This window comes from Parazoarcus communis SWub3 = DSM 12120, assembly GCF_003226565.1.
Lineage (GTDB): Bacteria > Pseudomonadota > Gammaproteobacteria > Burkholderiales > Rhodocyclaceae > Parazoarcus > Parazoarcus communis.
Genome location: NZ_QKOE01000005.1, coordinates 183,175 through 199,237, shown reverse-complemented (window position 1 = coordinate 199,237; position 16,063 = coordinate 183,175). Strand labels below are relative to the sequence as shown.

Genomic DNA, 16,063 nt, shown 5'->3' with positions numbered 1-16,063 from the left:
CCGCCCCCCCCGCCTCCTACCGACGTCCTTTCTCACGCCTGACCAAGATGACGACACTCAACGCCGATCCAGCAGAGCTGCAAAAATTCAGCGAACTCGCCCATCGTTGGTGGGATCCCGCCTCGGAGTTCAAGCCGTTGCACGAGATCAACCCCATGCGCCTCGACTGGATCGATCGCACAGCCTCTCTGGCGGGCAAAGTCGTGCTTGATGTCGGCTGCGGCGGCGGAATCCTGTCAGAAGGCATGGCATCCCGTGGCGCAAAGGTAACCGGCATCGACCTGTCGGAAAAAGCACTCGGTGTTGCCCGACTTCATCTGTACGAAAGCGGTCTTGAGGTGGATTACACGCTGATCAGCGCAGAAGCCTGCGCTGCAGAGCGCCCCGCACAGTTCGACGTTGTGACCTGCATGGAGATGCTCGAACACGTTCCTGACCCCGCCAGCACCATCGCGGCCTGTGCCCGTCTGGTCAAACCGGGCGGCCATGTCTTTTTCTCGACGCTTAACCGTAACCTCAAGTCCTACGCACTGGCCATCATCGGTGCAGAGTACCTGCTCAAGCTCCTGCCCAAAGGCACGCACGACTACGCCAAGTTCATTAAACCCTCCGAACTGTCCCGCCACTGCCGGAACGCAGGACTGAACCCGACCGAGCTCATCGGCATGAGCTACAACCCACTGACCAAGGTGTACTCGCTGGGTCGCGACACCGACGTCAATTACCTGATACACACCACGCGCAACTGATGAAAGCAGTCCTGACCTGAAGACATGCTAGAATTGCCACTTGTTTTACGGATCAGCACCCCCATCTGATTCCTGCAACACTGATTTTCCGGGGCCGACCTGGTTTCGACGTGGGTTGCGAAGCAGCGCAGTGCATACCGAGGACCAGTCACCTCGTAAATCCATCTGGAAAACTACAAACGCCAACGACGAGCGTTTCGCTCTCGCCGCTTAATCCCGGCGGGCGCTGCACCGGCATGTCTCTGGGCCGGGTGGTTCCAGCGTAAGCTGGGCCGCTGCAGTGTCATTTACAGAGAATCGCGAGCAAGGCCGGGTTACTTGGCCTCGCAGCTAAAAGTAAGGTAACTCGCCTCTTGCCGGCCTGCCAGGCGGCTAAGCCGGGGGTTAAATCCAAATAGCCAGGCTAAGTATGTAGATCTGTCTGTAGAGGACTTGCGGACGCGGGTTCGATTCCCGCCGGCTCCACCATCACCCAAAATCCCCGGCCTTACCCGCCGGGGATTTTTTATTCCTGTTGTACAAAAAGTCCCTAAATATCAAGCCGATACAACCTCGTTCTTTTTGTATCCGCCCGCCACACCTGACCTCTGGGTTCGCCCTAGCCCGCCCTTCAGCCCCTTACACTCCGTGGTATCAAACGTGGCCCAACACTCGGGGCGCAGCTCGCCGGGCGGATTCAACGGGTCCCCGCAGCACTGGAATGGATATCCTTGTTTCAGCATTACGGACTGCTTGAATCCATCTGCCATACTCCGCGGCAGAGAGAAACTATTACAGGCAACTCGTCAACCAAGCCACTGTCATCGCCAGATGCAAATCAGTCGGCCGCCGAGGCGTTTCGGAGCCATTCGGCCCCTTAACGGCGAGGCTCGTACCGATAAAAGAGATTCGGTTCAGATACGACATAGAGTGCGCGGTCCGGACCAAGCGCGACGCCCTCGGCCTGAGGTACGGCGTGCGCCAGGCCGTGCCATCCCTGGCGCAGGGGGAGCACACCGACCGGATCGCGGTCCCGGTTGTACTCCACCGCCATACGGGACTCGTCGCTGAGCAGCAACAGGTGGCCACTGGCGACGTCGTAGCTTACCGACGACAGGTCACGCAGGTAGGGCTCCTCGAAACGCCCGGGTTTCCACTCACGCACCTGAAGGTCGAGTCCCGCTCCATGCATGGCGGCTAGAAGCCCCGTGATCTCAAGGACGCGCACCGGCGACTTTTCCTGGACGACAAACAGCCGCTGCCCCTCCGGATCCCAGGCCAACCCTTCAAACCCCTTGTTTCCATTCAGACCGATTCCCAGGCCCAGCCGAGGTGCAACACCGAGATCGAGCTCAGTGCGCTCGGCATTGATGCGCGCCAGGATCAGTTGGCGATCACGCTCGGCGGCAATGAGGAAGTGATCACCCGCGACGTGGGTGATTCCCTCCGGATCACGGATACCGCGCAAGGGGATGATGCGCAGAAGGCGTCCGTCCGTCGACAACTCGGCAACCTGCGCCGGATCATTGATGACCGCGAAAAGCGTCCCGGTTGCGCTACTGTAAGTCAGACCGGAGACATTTGCTGGAATGCCTTCTATCTCCCGCGCATCAATTGCAACGGCGTAGTCAGACAACCCCAAGCCGGGCGCGCCCGAATGGGCCTGCTGCATGCGGACCCAATAGTAGGCCAGGGTCGGAAGTTGCTGGTGCCAGACAAATGCGATCAGGGAGAGGCTCACCACAACCGCTACAAACACTCCACTCTGGGGCGGGAGGCTGCGGCGCAAGAACGGAATGGGTGCCGGAAGCGTTCTTGTGACCATGAAAGTCTCGCAACCCCTGCGTCGCTGTAGATGACACATAACCATAAGGGGCGATTGCTGCAGGCGTATTGCGGTGGCCCGTCATCCAGCCAGGGCACTCCAGCATGAAATAGGCGATGACGATGGGCACCACCAACACATCCCCTGCCTCACCAGGCAATGCTCTCCTTGTCATTCTCACAAGCATTCCTTTCCATCAACTCGATGAGCCAACACATTGATGGAACACGTCCGAGCCTGCCGCCCGTCAATACGGCGCCTGCCTTCCCAAGCCCCTTGGTATCAGACGTGAGATCAGGCAAGTACGCCCAACCTGGAAGTTCGAGCCATCCAGCCGAACTCAAACAAGCCGTTCCGGTTAGGGTTTTCCGCGGTTTTCCGGGCTTTGCCAATCCCTATAATCGCTGCAGCAAGTCTATAGAACGCACAATCAAAGGAGAGATCGTGGAACGTCGTTCATTTCTGAAGAAAGCGGGTGCAGGTATTGCTGCAGGCGCAGCGGTCGGTCTGGCTGCCTGCGGCAAAAAAGAAGAAGTCGCCGCACCGGCAGCACCGACCGCCGCACCTGCAGCACCCGCAGTACAGACTGGCGGGCAGGAAATCCGCTGGCGCCTGGCCTCGAGCTTCCCGAAGTCGCTCGACACCATCCATGGTGCAGCTGATGTCTTCGCCAAGATGGTTTCCGACGCCACCGGCGGCAAGTTCCAGATCACGGTGCACGCACCGGGCGAGTTGGTGCCGGCTTTCGGCGTCGTGGATGCCGTGCAGCAAGGCACCATCGATTGCTGCCACACCTGCGGCTACTATTTCTTTGGCAAGGACGAAACCTTCGCCATTGATACCGCCATTCCTTTCGGCATGAACTCGCGTTCAATCACCGCCTGGATGTACCAAGGCAACGGCATGAAGTTGATGCGCGAATTCTTCGCCGGGTACAACATGGTGAATTTGCCCATGGGAAATACCGGCGCACAGATGGGCGGCTGGTACCGCAAGGAGATCAACTCACCAGCAGACCTCGCCGGTCTGAAGATGCGAATCGGCGGTTTCGCCGGACGTGTGGTCAGCAAGCTCGGTGGCGTTCCGCAGAACATCCCCGGCGGCGAAATCTACCAGTCGCTGGAGCGTGGCACCATCGATGCAACCGAGTGGATCGGTCCCTACGACGACCTGAAGCTGGGCTTCCATAAGGTCGCACCGCACTATTACTACCCGGGCTGGTGGGAGGGCGGTGCGCAGATTTCGTTGTACATCAACGACAAGCAATGGAACAGCCTGCCGGATGAATACAAGGTCATTGTCACCGCTGCCGCCTCACATGCACACGTCAACATGCAGGCAATGTATGACGCGCGCAACCCGAACGCACTGAAGCAGCTGATCGCCGAAGGCGCCAAGGTCAAGCGTTTCCCGCGCGACGTGATGGATGCAGCCATGAAGGCTCGCAACGAAGTCTACACTGAGCTCAACGACACCAACGCAAACTGGAAGAAGGTGTTCGGCGACTATTCCAATTTCATGGCCGAGCAGTACCAGTGGCTGCCGCTGGCTGAAGGCAGCTACGACCAGTACATGGCTGCACAGAAGCTGTAATGCCCCTCCGTTTGCCATGCCAGCCATGGCAAACGCGGCATCCCGGGAGGGCGCCACAGTCTGGCGCCCTTCATTCACGCCTGAGCCAGGCGTCAATGTCCTAGAACGAAAAGCCCGCCATGGGAATGCTGCTTAAATTTTCCGGCCTGATCGACGGCCTGACCCGCTTGATCGGCCGCTCGGTAATCTGGCTGATCCTGCTTGCCACCTTGATCAGCGCAGCCAACGCCGTCGCCCGCAAGGCGTTCAACATCGGCTCGAATGCCTTCCTAGAAATCCAGTGGTACCTGTTCGCTGCGGTCTTCATGCTCGGCGCCGGATATGCTTTCCTGCAGAATGCTCACGTCCGCATCGATGTACTGGCCAACAAGCTCTCCAAACGCACCCGCATGATGGTCGATATCGGCGGCATTCTGCTGTTCCTGTTTCCGATGTGCTATCTCATCGGCCAGTTTGCCTGGCCCAGCCTGATTGCCGCGTACAACAGCGGCGAGATGTCGTCGAACGCAGGAGGCCTGATTCGCTGGCCGCTTTATGCGCTCGTACCGGCAGGCTTCTTTCTTCTTGCACTTCAGGGCATTTCAGAGCTCATCAAGCGACTGGCCTTCCTGACCGGTAGCGGGCCAGATCCCACCTTGCACGAATCCGGGTCGCACGGCGCCCCCGCACCTGACGTCGCGGTACATGACAACGCCTCGGGCGAGGCCCACAAATGATTGAATTCGTCACTTCGAACCTCGCACCGATCATGTTCGGTGCCGTCGTATTCTTCCTGCTGTCCGGCTTTCCGGTGGCCTTCTCGCTTGCAGCCTGCGGCTTGCTGTTTGGCTTTATCGGCATGGAGCTTGGCCTGCTGCCAGGCAGCTTGTTCCAGGCGCTGCCGCTGCGGGTGTTCGGCATCATGCAGAACGACATCCTGCTGGCCATCCCCTTCTTTACACTGATGGGCCTGGTGCTTGAACGAAGTGGTATGGCAGAGGATCTGCTCGACACGGCTGGGCAGGTCTTCGGGCCGATCCGTGGCGGACTCGCGCTGTCGGTGATCTTCGTCGGTGCGCTGCTGGCAGCCACCACCGGCGTGGTCGCCGCATCGGTGATCTCGATGGGCCTGATCTCGCTACCCATCATGCTGCGCTACGGCTACAGCCGCCCGATTGCATGCGGCGCCATCACCGCATCCGGCACCCTCGCCCAGGCCATCCCGCCATCACTGGTACTCATCGTCATGGCCGACCAGCTCGGCCGCAGCGTCGGCGACATGTATAAAGGCGCCTTCATCCCGGCCTTCATGCTGGTGGGACTATACGCACTGTTCATCATCGGCCTGGCCATCTTCAAGCCCAAGCTGGTACCTGCGCTACCGCCAGAGGCACTGCGCTTCCGGGAGCCCGACGGTGGTTCCGGCCTGCGCTCCTTGTGCGTCCTCTTATTAGTGGTCACCGGCATCTCGGTTGTATTTGGACTGCAGTACGACGCTCTGATGACAGCCTGGCAAGGTCGTACAGTCAATGCCAGCACAGAAGAAGTTGCCGTCGTTGCACTCACCTTTGGCACACTGGTTGCGCTGGTGCTTGCGGGCCTGAACAAGCTGCTTAAAGCCGGCTTGCTCTCGCGCATCGCAGAGCGTGTGACCTTCGTGCTGATCCCGCCCCTGGCCCTGATCTTTCTGGTTCTGGGCACCATCTTCCTGGGTGTGGCCACCCCGACCGAAGGGGGTGCAATGGGTGCGGTCGGCGCATTGATCATGGCGGTGGCGCGCCGCCGTCTTGACTTCGTCAAACTGCGTGACGCACTAGAGTCGACGACACGCCTGTCAGTCTTCGTGATGTTCATTCTGATCGGCGCAACCGTCTTCAGCTTCACCTTCACTGCAATCGACGGCAAGGAGTGGGTGGAACATCTATTTGACCAACTACCGGGGGGGCAAATTGGCTTCCTGATCTTTGTCAATGCGATGATCTTCTTCCTGGGCTTCTTCCTAGACTTCTTCGAAATTGCCTTCATCCTGATTCCGCTGCTGGCGCCTGTTGCAGACAAGCTCGGGATCGACCTGATCTGGTTCGGCGTCCTGATTGCCATCAACCTGCAGACCTCCTTCCTGACGCCACCCTTTGGCTTCGCGCTGTTCTACCTGCGCAGTGTGGCACCTGTCGGTGCCTATCTCGATCGCGTGACCGGACAGCGCATCGAGGGCATCAGGACGACGCAGATCTATCGGGGCTCCGTGGCCTTCGTGCTGATCCAGATCCTGATGATTGCCATGTTGATTGTCTTCCCCGAACTCGTCACGGGCAGTCTGGACGCCAAGGTCGAGGTAGACCTTGACACCATCCGGATCGAAGCCCCGCCCTCGGGCGGAGACAGTTGGGGTAGCGGCGGCGACGCTGGCGGCAACCAGGACCGAGGCGGCTGGTGAGCACCACCCACCTGTGCCTCGTCCGCCACGGCGAAACGGCCTGGAACGCCGAGCGCCGCCTGCAGGGACACCTGGACATTCCCCTGAACGAGACGGGGAATATCCAGGCGCAGGCAACCGCCTCACGACTCGCGACACATGCTTTCGATGCGGTGTATTGCAGCGACCTGCTTCGTGCCCGCCAGACGGCTGAGGCGGCCAGTGCAGTATTGGGCCTGACAGTCGGGTTCGAACGTGGTTTGCGCGAACGCCACTATGGCGCATTCCAGGGAATGACCTACGACGAGGCGGCACAGACCTACCCAGAAGCCTACCAACGATTTCACTCACGGGAACTGGACTTCTCCTTTCCCGGCGAAGGCGAAAGCCTGCGCCTATTTGCCAAACGGATTGCTGCCACACTGGACACCATTGTGGCGCGTCATGCAGGACGACAGATCCTCATCGTCACCCACGGCGGCGTGCTCGACATCGCTCACCGCCTGGCCACTGGCATGGCACTGGACGCACACCGTAATTTTGGCATCCCCAACGCCGCACTGAACTGGATCGCCCACGACGCCACTGGATGGCGCATGCTGCGCTGGGCCGATCAGGACCATCTGAGCGACGACGCCCGCGACGAACTCTCAAACGCATAGCCCCCTCGTTGCAGCGATCGCGCAGAGCACCATTGGCACTTAGAACACTGTCGGACGACCGCGCGACGCGTGTTAATATCCGCTTTTAAAACCATCACCTTCGAGTTCGTTCCATGTTCTCTTCGCAAGACACCCTCGCCAAGGTCGATCCCGAGCTGTGGGCCGCCGTGCAGGCGGAAAACCGCCGCCAGGAAGACCACATCGAATTGATCGCTTCCGAGAACTACGTTTCGCATGCGGTCATGGAAGCCCAGGGCTCCCAACTGACCAACAAGTATGCGGAAGGCTATCCCGGCAAGCGCTACTACGGTGGCTGCGAGCATGTTGACGTTGCCGAGCAACTGGCCATCGATCGCCTGAAGAAGCTGTTCGGCGCAGAAGCAGCCAACGTGCAACCGAACTCGGGTTCACAGGCAAACCAGGCCGTGCTGATGGCCTTCGCCAAGCCGGGCGACACCATCATGGGCATGAGTCTGGCCGAAGGTGGGCACCTCACGCACGGCATGCCGTTGAACATGTCGGGCAAGTGGTTCAATGTCGTCGCCTACGGCCTCGATGCCAAGGAAGAAATCGACTACGACAAGATGGAAGCGCTGGCCCGCGAGCACAAGCCGCGCATCATCATCGCCGGCGCGTCGGCCTACTCGCTGCGCATCGACTTCGAGCGTTTTGCCAAGGTCGCCAAGGAAATCGGCGCGATCTTCTGGGTGGACATGGCGCACTACGCCGGGCTGATTGCCGCCGGTTACTATCCCAACCCCGTGCCGCACGCCGACGTCGTGACCTCCACGACGCACAAGACGCTGCGTGGCCCACGTGGCGGCATCATCCTGATGAAGGCAGAGCACGAGAAGGCCATCAACTCGGCAATTTTCCCTGGCCTGCAAGGCGGTCCGCTGATGCATGTCATCGCTGCCAAAGCAGTGGCATTCAAGGAAGCGGCATCGCCCGAGTTCCGCAACTACCAGGAGCAGGTGATCGCCAACGCCCGCGTCATGGCGCGTGTATTGGGCGAGGAGCGCGGTCTGCGCATCATCTCCGGACGCACCGAAAGTCACGTTTTCCTTGTCGACCTGCGCAACAAGAAGATCACTGGCAAGGCTGCCGAAGCCGCACTGGGCAGCGCCCATATCACCGTCAACAAGAACTCGATCCCGAACGACCCGGAAAAACCGTTTGTGACTTCCGGCATCCGGATCGGCTCCCCGGCAATGACAACCCGTGGCTTCACCGAGATCGAAGCGGAAAAAATCGCCCACCTGATCGCTGACGTACTCGATGCGCCCGAAGACATGGCAGTCATCGAGCGCGTACGTGCCCAGGCAGCCGAGTTGTGCGCACGCTTCCCGGTGTACGGTAAGTAATCGGTCCGTGCGGCGGGCAGCTTCAAGCCTGCTTGCCGCACCTGCCTTGAAATCATGAAATGCCCTTTCTGTGGTGATCCCAACACCCAGGTAACCGACACCCGCGAAAACGACGACGGCGACGTGGTCCGTCGTCGGCGTCGCTGTGCCGCCTGCGACAAGCGCTTTACGACCTATGAGCGCATTGATCTCAAGATGCCGCACATCGTCAAGCGCAACGGCAGCCGCAGCGACTTCGATCACACTAAGCTGCTGGGCAGCATGAAGCTGGCCTTGCGCAAGCGTCCTGTGACGACCGAAGCACTCGAAGCCGCGGTCGACCGCATTGAGGCTCGCCTGCTCTCTCTGGGGGAAAACGAAGTCTCAACAGAGCGGATCGGCGAACTGGTGATGAAGGAGCTCAAGCAACTCGACAAAGTGGCTTACATCCGTTTTGCATCGGTGTATCGCAACTTTGCCGATGTCGACGAATTTGCCGACGTCATCCGCGAAGTCCAGACTCGCCCCAGACGTGGCAAGGGCAGCAGCAAAACAGCTCCGCCCGATTCCGAACATGACCTTTTCGGCAGCTGATCACGCGGCCATGGCCAGGGCGCTGACCCTGGCCCGGCGCGGCCTCGAGACCACGACCCCCAACCCTCGGGTCGGCTGCGTCATCGTCAAGAATGGCCAGATCATTGGAGAAGGCTGGCATCAGCGTGCAGGGGAAGCGCATGCCGAAGTTCTGGCATTACGCCAGGCTGGCGATGCGGCAAGCGGCGCTACAGCGTTCGTCACTCTTGAACCCTGCTCGCACCATGGTCGCACCCCCCCCTGTGCCGATGCGCTGATTACGGCCGGCATCAGCCGCGTCGTAGCGGCCATGAGCGATCCCAACCCTGTTGTCGCAGGACGTGGCCTGGAGCGCCTGCGCGCAAACGGCATCGAAACCGCTTGCGGCCTGCTCGAGGCTGAAGCACGTGAACTGAATATCGGGTTCATTTCACGGATGACCCGGGGGCGCCCGTGGGTCAGGCTCAAGGCAGCCAGTTCGATCGACGGCAAGACCGCACTGCACAACGGCGTCAGCCAATGGATTACCGGCGCTGCCGCGCGCCAGGATGGCCATCGTTGGCGTGCACGTGCATGCGCCATCCTGACTGGCATCGGCACCGTCAAGGCGGATGACCCTCAACTGACCGTACGAGACGTCCCCTGCACCCGCCAGCCTCAGCGGGTCCTGATCGATGCGAAACTTGAGATTGCGCCGGAAGCCCGTATCCTGCAAGGCGCCCCTCTGTTGATTGCAACCGCTGAAGTCGATCCGGTGAAATCGGCCTGGCTCAGGGATGCAGGGCACCGACTGCTGGTCCTGCCCAATGCCAGCGGCAAGGTTGATCTGCCGCGTCTGATGACCGAACTCGGCCAGCTTGGCTTCAACGAGATCCATGTTGAAGCCGGTCTCAAGCTGAATGGATCACTGCTGCGCGAAGGCTGCGTGGACGAGTTGCTGCTCTATCTTGCCCCAATGCTTATTGGCGACAACGCTCAAGGCATCTTCAACCTTGCTGAGTTAACCCAGCTCGATAAGGCCATACGGCTGGACATTCAGGACATCCGCCGCATCGGCGACGATTTTCGCGTCCTTGCGCGAACCCGCCAGACCTGACCCGTCTGCTCAACGCGAGCCACACACCGGACATCCCGGATCACGCCCAAGCGAGACACTGCGCCACTCCATCTCCAGCCCGTCCAGCAGCAGCAGACGACCATCAAGCGACGTCCCGCAACCAACGATCAACTTGAGCGCCTCTGCTGCCTGGGTGGCCCCGATAATGCCAACCAGTGGTGCAAACACACCCATCACCGCGCAGCGGACCTCTTCCAGGTCCTCCCCCTCAGGAAACAGGCAGTGGTAGCAGGCACTGTCATCTTTGCGCAGGTCAAAGACCGACACCTGTCCGTCAAAGCGGATACCGGCACCTGAGACCAGCGGCTTGCGAAACTTCACACAAGCCCGATTGACCGCATGGCGGGTCGCAAAGTTGTCGCAGCAATCGAGCACCACATCGGCTGCTGCGACCTCATCCTCAAGCGCCTGCCCCTCCAGCCGCGTTGCGCGCAACTCGACATGGGCAAGCGGATTGAGGCGATGCAGGGTATCCCGACCAGACTCGACCTTCAGCCTGCCAACCCCATCTGCGCTGTGCAGGATCTGCCGCTGGAGATTGGTCAGATCGACCGTATCGCCATCCGCGAGCACCAAGGTACCAACCCCCGCGGCAGCAAGATACATTGCAGCCGGCGAACCGAGCCCACCGGCACCGATCACCAGCACCCGGGCCGCCAGTATGGCCTCCTGTCCCTCGACACCAATCTCGGGCAGCAGGATATGTCGGCTGTAACGCAGCAATTGATCATCATTCATGTGCATGAACTCGAGACAAAAAAGGCTGCGCCGGGCAGCCCATACTTGAAAAGCGGTGAAAACCGGGGGGCCGGACCGCCCGACCCCAACTACTTGTATTCGCGCAGATCAAGCGGCGTATCGTCGTGATCACCATGTTCGTGGTGAGACCAAGCCTGAACGTAAACTTCGTTCGATTGCTTGATCAGACGCTCTGGAGAAATCAGATTATGGCGCTGGGTTTCCTCACAGAAATACACCAGCGCCCGGACCAGCTTTGAATACAAGGTGTTATCCAGCGTAAAGCCTGCGTCGCGCAATCCATCCTCGATTGCTTCCAGACTGTAATCAAGCACCGAATAGCGAAGCGTCAGCGCGTACTCTCCGGTGCGCTCCACCTTCAACCCCTTCAGCATGGCCAGCGCGCGCAAAGCCTGATTCACCTGTCCCGGCGGCAACTTCTTGAATCGGATTTCGCGCTGTTTATCGATGCCTGCACCGGCAACCGGGTGGTCGTGACGTCGTCCAGCAAGCTTGTAAGCGGTTTCACGTCGCATCACGACCCTCCTCATAGCATGGATTATTTTTTATTCTGGACGATCTGCAGCCCCTTGAGAAGGTTGAGCGCCTGACCCAGTTGGTAGTCGTCCTTTCCTGCCAGTTCGAAACGGGGCGACGGCTCATCATCTTCACCCCCTGCAGCCTTTGCCTTACTCTCGGCCTCCGGGTCCTTGTCATTACCCAGATGCCCCTGAAGATCAGCCTCTCGGACACGGCGGGCTGATCCGTTCGCCGACTCCTCAACGACGATGTCAGGCTCAATCCCCTTGGCCTGAATCGAGCGTCCGCTGGGCGTATAGTACCGCGCAGTCGTCAGCTTGATGGCAGTCGTATTGTTCAGCGGCAGGATGGTCTGCACCGACCCTTTGCCAAAGGTCTGAGTCCCCATCACGACCGCCCGCTTATGGTCTTGCAAGGCCCCCGCAACAATCTCGGATGCTGACGCAGAACCTGCATTCACCAGCACCACCATCGGTACCTCACGCGCCCACTCCGGCAGACCCTTCAGGAAATCGTCACGGGATCCACGCAGGTAATCCTCCGGTACAGCCCGATACTCACGCTTGGCATCCTCGGCCCGACCGTCAGTGGACACCACCACCGTGTTCGCTGGCAGGAAAGCCGCCGATACCCCTACCGCACCGTGCAACAGGCCACCCGGATCATTGCGCAGATCAAGCACCAGCCCCTGCAAGGGGCCTTCCTTGGCAAGCTTGCCAAGATGCTGCACCACCGAACTGGCGGTGTTCTCCTGGAACTGGGCTACACGCAGGTAGCCGTAGCCAGGTTCGACCACCTTGGACTTGACGCTCTGAACCTTGATGACCTCACGCGTCAGGGTGAGCACAATGGGACGCGCCTCCCCCTTGCGCATGATGGTCAGCGTGATGTCGGTCTTGGGCTTGCCACGCATGCGCTTGACCGCGTCGTTCAGGTTCATGCCCTTGACCGGGGTGTCATCGAGCTTGACGATCAGGTCGCCGGCCATGACCCCGGCACGAAAGGCCGGCGTATCCTCGATGGGCGACACCACCTTGACGAAACCGTCCTCCATGCCAACCTCGATTCCCAGACCACCGAATTCACCCTGAGTCCCGACCTGCAGGTCCTTGAATGCCTCGGCATCCAGGTAAGCGGAATGAGGATCAAGCCCGCTCAACATCCCACTGATCGCATGAGTGACCAGCTTCTTGTCCTCAACCGGCTCGACATACCCCTGCTTGATGGCGTTGAAGACATCGGCAAAGGCACGCAGCTCTTCGACGGGCAGCGGCGCAGGCGTCACCTTGTCCGCGTTGGCAGAGAAATTCAGACTGATCATGACCCCGGCAAAGACACCGGTCATCACGAGCCCAAGCTGTTTCAGTTTGCTGCTGGCCATGCGCACTCCATCGGAGAAACCCGCGGCATGGTCATACAGACCACACCGCCATATTTAATTGAGCCTGACCCACTGCATCGGGTCCAGCGCCCGCCCCTGGTGGCGGATCTCGAAGTATAAACCCGATTCCGGGCCCCCTCCGCTTGCCCCGACACTGGCAATCGGGTCGCCACCCAGCACCGCATCGCCCACCTCGCGCAGCAAGGCATCGTTATTGCCGTAAATGGACAGATAATCGCCACCATGATCGACGATCAGCAAATTGCCATAACCGCGCAACCAATCCGAGAACACCACCTCGCCGGCCGCAACCGCCCGCACCTCGGTCCCTCCGGCTGCGCGGATGAACACCCCTTTCCAGGTGGTGCCGCCTTCAGCTCTTTGAGCACCGAAACGTCCCACGAGTTCGCCGCGTACTGGAAATCGCAACTGCCCACGCATCTGCGCAAAGCTGACGCCCGTCGGTGTCGGTCCGGCAAGCTGTCTGACTTCGCCAACGACGGGCTCCGAGCGCCGACTGCCCGCACCGCCTTGCGCCGGCGCTCGGACCTGCCCCTGAGCCTGCGCCTGAGCAGCCTGCGCTGCCTGACGCTCCGCTGCAGCACGCGCAGCAGCCTGCCGCGCTGCCTGCTCCCGGGCCCGCCGTGCCAAGGTCTCGATCAGCCTGCCCAGGCGCTGCTCATCTGCACGCAGTGCTGACACCTCACGCTGCTGAGCCTTCAGTTGCTCGCCAATTTTGGCAAGTGCCTGGCGTCGCTGATCGTGAGTTGCCTTCAACGCATCCTGCTGGGCCCGCTGCGACTGCTCAAGCGCTGCCAACCGCTCGCTGCGGCTGGCGATCTCGCCTGCTCGATCAGCTTTACTGCGCAGATCACTGCGCAGCCCCTCGATCAGCGCAAGGCGAGCACGTCCGAGATGCTCGAGATAGTGCGCATCCCGAGCCAGTTGATTCGGATCACGCGCCGACAGCAGTGAGGCGACCCCATCGGTCCCCCCATGCAGATAGTAGCGGCGCAGCCACTCTGCGAGTTCGCCGTGGCGTGCGGCAATGCGCGCCTCCACCTCACGCTGCTCCGCCTCGAGCAACGCAAGCTTGCGCGCAGCATCGGCACGCTCATTGCGCAACCTGCGAAGCTCACGTTCCACCCGCGACACCTCTCGCTCTGCCTGGGCCAGCGCGGTGGCCGCATCAGAACGCGTAGACTCGGTTTCCGACAACTCCTTCTGCAGATCGCGGATCCGCCGCTTGAGGTCATCAAGATCCGCCTTGCGCTCATCAATCTCACCACTGGCGGCCTGCGCGTGAACCTGCGCCACTCCAACTGCACCTCCGAGGCAGACCAGTCCTGCAAGCACAAAAGCGAGGCGTCGAACTCCCCTCATGAATGACGCCCGCCTCTGGGCAGAGGCTCCCGCTTCACCCGACACACTCGTTCGGCGCACGCACAACAGACCTCAAGCCTGCCGGCTGGGATACAAGGAAACAGAGCGTACGGGCACATGAGACGTCGACATCAGTCAGAAGGTGGAAAAGCGCACATTGGCAGCCTGCTGGCGACAGCTCAACTGGCGCACAGGAGGACGACGCGGTATTTTATACTATTGGTTTTGCCCTACCGGCCCTTACGTGAATAATCAAGACATCTTCGAGCTGATCGACAAGCACGAGCACATCGAAACCGCAGCACGTGCGCTGAAAGCGATCGCCCACCCCCTGCGTCTCAAGATTCTCTGCGTTCTTGGCAGCGAGGAAGTCTGCGTGCAGGATATCGTCGAGGCGGTCGGCACATCACAGAGCAATATCTCCCAGCATCTCGCGATCCTGCGTGACAAGGGCGTCCTGCAGACCCGGAAAGACGCCAACCGCGTCTATTATCGGGTGGGCGATCAACGCACCCTGCAGTTGATCGTCCTGATGCGGGAAGTCTTCTGCGGCATTCCCCCGACCCATACCTCTTAACCTTCCGGAGCACCTTTTTCGTGGATTTCCTGCAAGACAATCTGATCTGGGCGGCCCTGGCCGCGGTCTCTGGCGGCTGGTTGCTGTTCGACTTCATCCGTAATCAGGGCAACAAGAGCCTGCTCAGCCCGATCGAGGCAACATTACTGATCAACCGGGAAGAAGCGGTGGTCGTGGACGTCCGTGACCAGGGTGAGTACAGCCAGGGGCACATCCCCAACGCACGCCACCTCCCACTATCGGAACTCGCCCGTCGCAGCAATGAACTTGAGAAGTTCAAGGAGCGTCCCATCATCCTGTGCTGTGCCAGCGGCGCACGTTCTGCCTCTGCAATCGGCACCCTGAAGAAAGCCGGCTTCGAAAAGCTCTACAACCTGCGTGGCGGCCTGTTCGAGTGGGAAAAGGCCGGCCAGCCCATCAGCCGCAAGAGGAAGTGACCATGCAACCCGTCGTCCGCATGTACACCAGCAACTTCTGCCCCTATTGCGCGCGTGCCGAGCAGTTGCTGCGCGCGCGCGGCGTCACCGAGATCGACAAGATCCGCATCGACCTCGATCCCGAGCAAAGAGACGAAATGATGCAGATCACCGGGCGCCGTACGGTTCCGCAAATCTTCATCGGCGATTACCATGTCGGCGGCTGCGATGATCTGTACGCACTCGACCAACGCGGGGAACTTGTCCCGCTGCTGGGCGGCCCTGCCGCCTGATACCCGACCCACCTACCTGACCAGGCAATTCACATGACCGAAAACGCGCAACCCGTCTTCTCCATCGAAAAGATCTACGTCAAGGACCTCTCGCTGGAAGTCCCCAACGCCCCCAAGATCTTCCTTGAGCGCGAAAATCCCCAGATCAACGTGCAACTGCGCACCGACGGCGCGAGCGTGGACGACGGCCTGTTCGAAGTCACGCTGACCGTTACCGTTTCCGCCAAGCTGGGCGAAGACCGTGCCGTCTTCCTCGTCGAAGTTGCCCAGGCTGGCGTATTCCAGATCCGCAACATCCCCGAGGGTGATCTCGAGCCGGTGATGATGATCGGTTGCCCGAACATTCTCTTCCCCTATGCCCGCGAGGCCGTCTCGGACGCGATCACCCGCGCCGGCTTCCAGCCTGTGCTGCTGGCACCGGTCAACTTCGAAGCCCTCTACCAGGCACGCCAGCAGCAGGCGCCCGGCGGCGAGGTGCCGGTTCAATAACAGACCCCTC

General features: G+C 60.4%; 17 protein-coding genes and 1 other RNA gene. 13 read left to right on the top strand and 5 right to left on the bottom strand.

Annotated elements, in window-relative coordinates:
• Positions 1-47: 47 nt before the first annotated feature.
• Together ubiG and ssrA are read left to right on the top strand one after the other, a co-directional pair.
• Positions 48-749, top strand: a complete 702-nt coding sequence (ubiG, locus tag DNK49_RS09445) for a bifunctional 2-polyprenyl-6-hydroxyphenol methylase/3-demethylubiquinol 3-O-methyltransferase UbiG (RefSeq protein WP_110524091.1) — start codon at positions 48-50, stop codon at positions 747-749.
• Between the two features lie 90 nt (positions 750-839).
• Positions 840-1,217: a transfer-messenger RNA gene (gene ssrA / locus DNK49_RS09440) on the top strand.
• Positions 1,218-1,605: 388 nt separating this feature from the next.
• On the opposite strand, the gene DNK49_RS09435 is transcribed toward ssrA, so the two are convergent.
• A complete protein-coding gene (locus DNK49_RS09435) occupies positions 1,606-2,469 on the bottom strand; it encodes an SdiA-regulated domain-containing protein (RefSeq protein ID WP_165843298.1) in 864 nt (287 codons plus the stop codon).
• Positions 2,470-2,997: 528 nt separating this feature from the next.
• Here DNK49_RS09435 and DNK49_RS09430 point away from each other — a divergent pair.
• The 7 genes from DNK49_RS09430 to ribD all read left to right on the top strand — a co-directional run bounded on the left by DNK49_RS09430 (position 2,998) and on the right by ribD (position 10,215).
• Positions 2,998-4,146 carry a TRAP transporter substrate-binding protein gene (locus DNK49_RS09430; RefSeq protein ID WP_110524089.1) on the top strand — a complete coding sequence of 383 codons (1,149 nt, stop codon included), beginning with the start codon at positions 2,998-3,000 and terminating at the stop codon, positions 4,144-4,146.
• A 119-nt stretch (positions 4,147-4,265) separates the two neighbouring features.
• Positions 4,266-4,862, top strand: coding sequence for a TRAP transporter small permease subunit (locus tag DNK49_RS09425; RefSeq protein ID WP_110524088.1), 597 nt, complete (start codon positions 4,266-4,268; stop codon positions 4,860-4,862).
• On the top strand, positions 4,859-6,562 hold the full coding sequence (locus tag DNK49_RS09420) for a TRAP transporter large permease (RefSeq protein ID WP_110524087.1): 1,704 nt from the start codon (positions 4,859-4,861) through the stop codon (positions 6,560-6,562). The genes DNK49_RS09425 and DNK49_RS09420 overlap by 4 nt, the downstream gene beginning before the upstream one ends.
• Positions 6,559-7,203 carry a histidine phosphatase family protein gene (locus DNK49_RS09415; protein ID WP_243632296.1) on the top strand — a complete coding sequence of 215 codons (645 nt, stop codon included), beginning with the start codon at positions 6,559-6,561 and terminating at the stop codon, positions 7,201-7,203. Before DNK49_RS09420 ends, DNK49_RS09415 begins: the two co-directional genes overlap by 4 nt.
• A gap of 113 nt (positions 7,204-7,316) precedes the next feature.
• Positions 7,317-8,567, top strand: a complete 1,251-nt coding sequence (glyA, locus tag DNK49_RS09410) for a serine hydroxymethyltransferase (RefSeq protein WP_110524086.1) — start codon at positions 7,317-7,319, stop codon at positions 8,565-8,567.
• A 54-nt stretch (positions 8,568-8,621) separates the two neighbouring features.
• Positions 8,622-9,140: a transcriptional regulator NrdR gene (gene nrdR / locus DNK49_RS09405; protein ID WP_110524085.1), complete on the top strand. Its 519-nt coding sequence runs from the start codon at positions 8,622-8,624 to the stop codon at positions 9,138-9,140.
• Positions 9,121-10,215: a bifunctional diaminohydroxyphosphoribosylaminopyrimidine deaminase/5-amino-6-(5-phosphoribosylamino)uracil reductase RibD gene (gene ribD / locus DNK49_RS09400; protein ID WP_110524084.1), complete on the top strand. Its 1,095-nt coding sequence runs from the start codon at positions 9,121-9,123 to the stop codon at positions 10,213-10,215. Before nrdR ends, ribD begins: the two co-directional genes overlap by 20 nt.
• Before the next feature lie 9 nt (positions 10,216-10,224).
• On the opposite strand, the gene DNK49_RS09395 is transcribed toward ribD, so the two are convergent.
• From DNK49_RS09395 to DNK49_RS09380, 4 genes are all read right to left on the bottom strand, one after another.
• The gene (locus DNK49_RS09395) at positions 10,225-10,974 is read right to left on the bottom strand and encodes a HesA/MoeB/ThiF family protein (RefSeq protein ID WP_110524083.1); all 750 of its coding nucleotides are present in this window, start codon (positions 10,972-10,974) and stop codon (positions 10,225-10,227) included.
• A gap of 89 nt (positions 10,975-11,063) precedes the next feature.
• Positions 11,064-11,510 carry a hypothetical protein gene (locus DNK49_RS09390; protein ID WP_110524082.1) on the bottom strand — a complete coding sequence of 149 codons (447 nt, stop codon included), beginning with the start codon at positions 11,508-11,510 and terminating at the stop codon, positions 11,064-11,066.
• Between the two features lie 23 nt (positions 11,511-11,533).
• Positions 11,534-12,895, bottom strand: coding sequence for a S41 family peptidase (locus tag DNK49_RS09385; protein WP_110524081.1), 1,362 nt, complete (start codon positions 12,893-12,895; stop codon positions 11,534-11,536).
• Between the two features lie 54 nt (positions 12,896-12,949).
• Complete coding sequence (locus DNK49_RS09380; protein ID WP_243632295.1) at positions 12,950-14,212, bottom strand: murein hydrolase activator EnvC family protein; 1,263 nt, start codon at positions 14,210-14,212, stop codon at positions 12,950-12,952.
• A gap of 310 nt (positions 14,213-14,522) precedes the next feature.
• On the opposite strand from DNK49_RS09380, the gene DNK49_RS09375 reads away from it, so the two are divergent.
• From DNK49_RS09375 to secB, 4 genes are read left to right on the top strand one after another with little or no spacing between them, the layout of a single operon-like run.
• Entirely contained in the window at positions 14,523-14,855 is a 333-nt protein-coding gene (locus DNK49_RS09375; protein WP_110524079.1) for an ArsR/SmtB family transcription factor, read from the top strand.
• 20 nt (positions 14,856-14,875) lie between these two features.
• Positions 14,876-15,292, top strand: coding sequence for a rhodanese-like domain-containing protein (locus DNK49_RS09370; protein ID WP_110524078.1), 417 nt, complete (start codon positions 14,876-14,878; stop codon positions 15,290-15,292).
• A 2-nt stretch (positions 15,293-15,294) separates the two neighbouring features.
• Positions 15,295-15,564: a glutaredoxin 3 gene (gene grxC / locus DNK49_RS09365; RefSeq protein WP_110524077.1), complete on the top strand. Its 270-nt coding sequence runs from the start codon at positions 15,295-15,297 to the stop codon at positions 15,562-15,564.
• Positions 15,565-15,597: 33 nt separating this feature from the next.
• Entirely contained in the window at positions 15,598-16,053 is a 456-nt protein-coding gene (secB, locus tag DNK49_RS09360; protein ID WP_110524076.1) for a protein-export chaperone SecB, read from the top strand.
• The last annotated feature ends 10 nt before the right edge of the window (positions 16,054-16,063 follow it).

Coding starts and splice junctions, on each gene's coding strand:
- ubiG (WP_110524091.1), top strand. CDS start 48: ATGACGACACTCAACGCCGATCCAGCAGAGCTGCAAAAATTCAGCGAA.
- DNK49_RS09425 (WP_110524088.1), top strand. CDS start 4,266: ATGGGAATGCTGCTTAAATTTTCCGGCCTGATCGACGGCCTGACCCGC.
- DNK49_RS09420 (WP_110524087.1), top strand. CDS start 4,859: ATGATTGAATTCGTCACTTCGAACCTCGCACCGATCATGTTCGGTGCC.
- glyA (WP_110524086.1), top strand. CDS start 7,317: ATGTTCTCTTCGCAAGACACCCTCGCCAAGGTCGATCCCGAGCTGTGG.
- nrdR (WP_110524085.1), top strand. CDS start 8,622: ATGAAATGCCCTTTCTGTGGTGATCCCAACACCCAGGTAACCGACACC.
- ribD (WP_110524084.1), top strand. CDS start 9,121: ATGACCTTTTCGGCAGCTGATCACGCGGCCATGGCCAGGGCGCTGACC.
- DNK49_RS09395 (WP_110524083.1), bottom strand. CDS start 10,974: ATGAATGATGATCAATTGCTGCGTTACAGCCGACATATCCTGCTGCCC.
- DNK49_RS09390 (WP_110524082.1), bottom strand. CDS start 11,510: ATGCGACGTGAAACCGCTTACAAGCTTGCTGGACGACGTCACGACCAC.
- DNK49_RS09385 (WP_110524081.1), bottom strand. CDS start 12,895: ATGGCCAGCAGCAAACTGAAACAGCTTGGGCTCGTGATGACCGGTGTC.
- grxC (WP_110524077.1), top strand. CDS start 15,295: ATGCAACCCGTCGTCCGCATGTACACCAGCAACTTCTGCCCCTATTGC.
- secB (WP_110524076.1), top strand. CDS start 15,598: ATGACCGAAAACGCGCAACCCGTCTTCTCCATCGAAAAGATCTACGTC.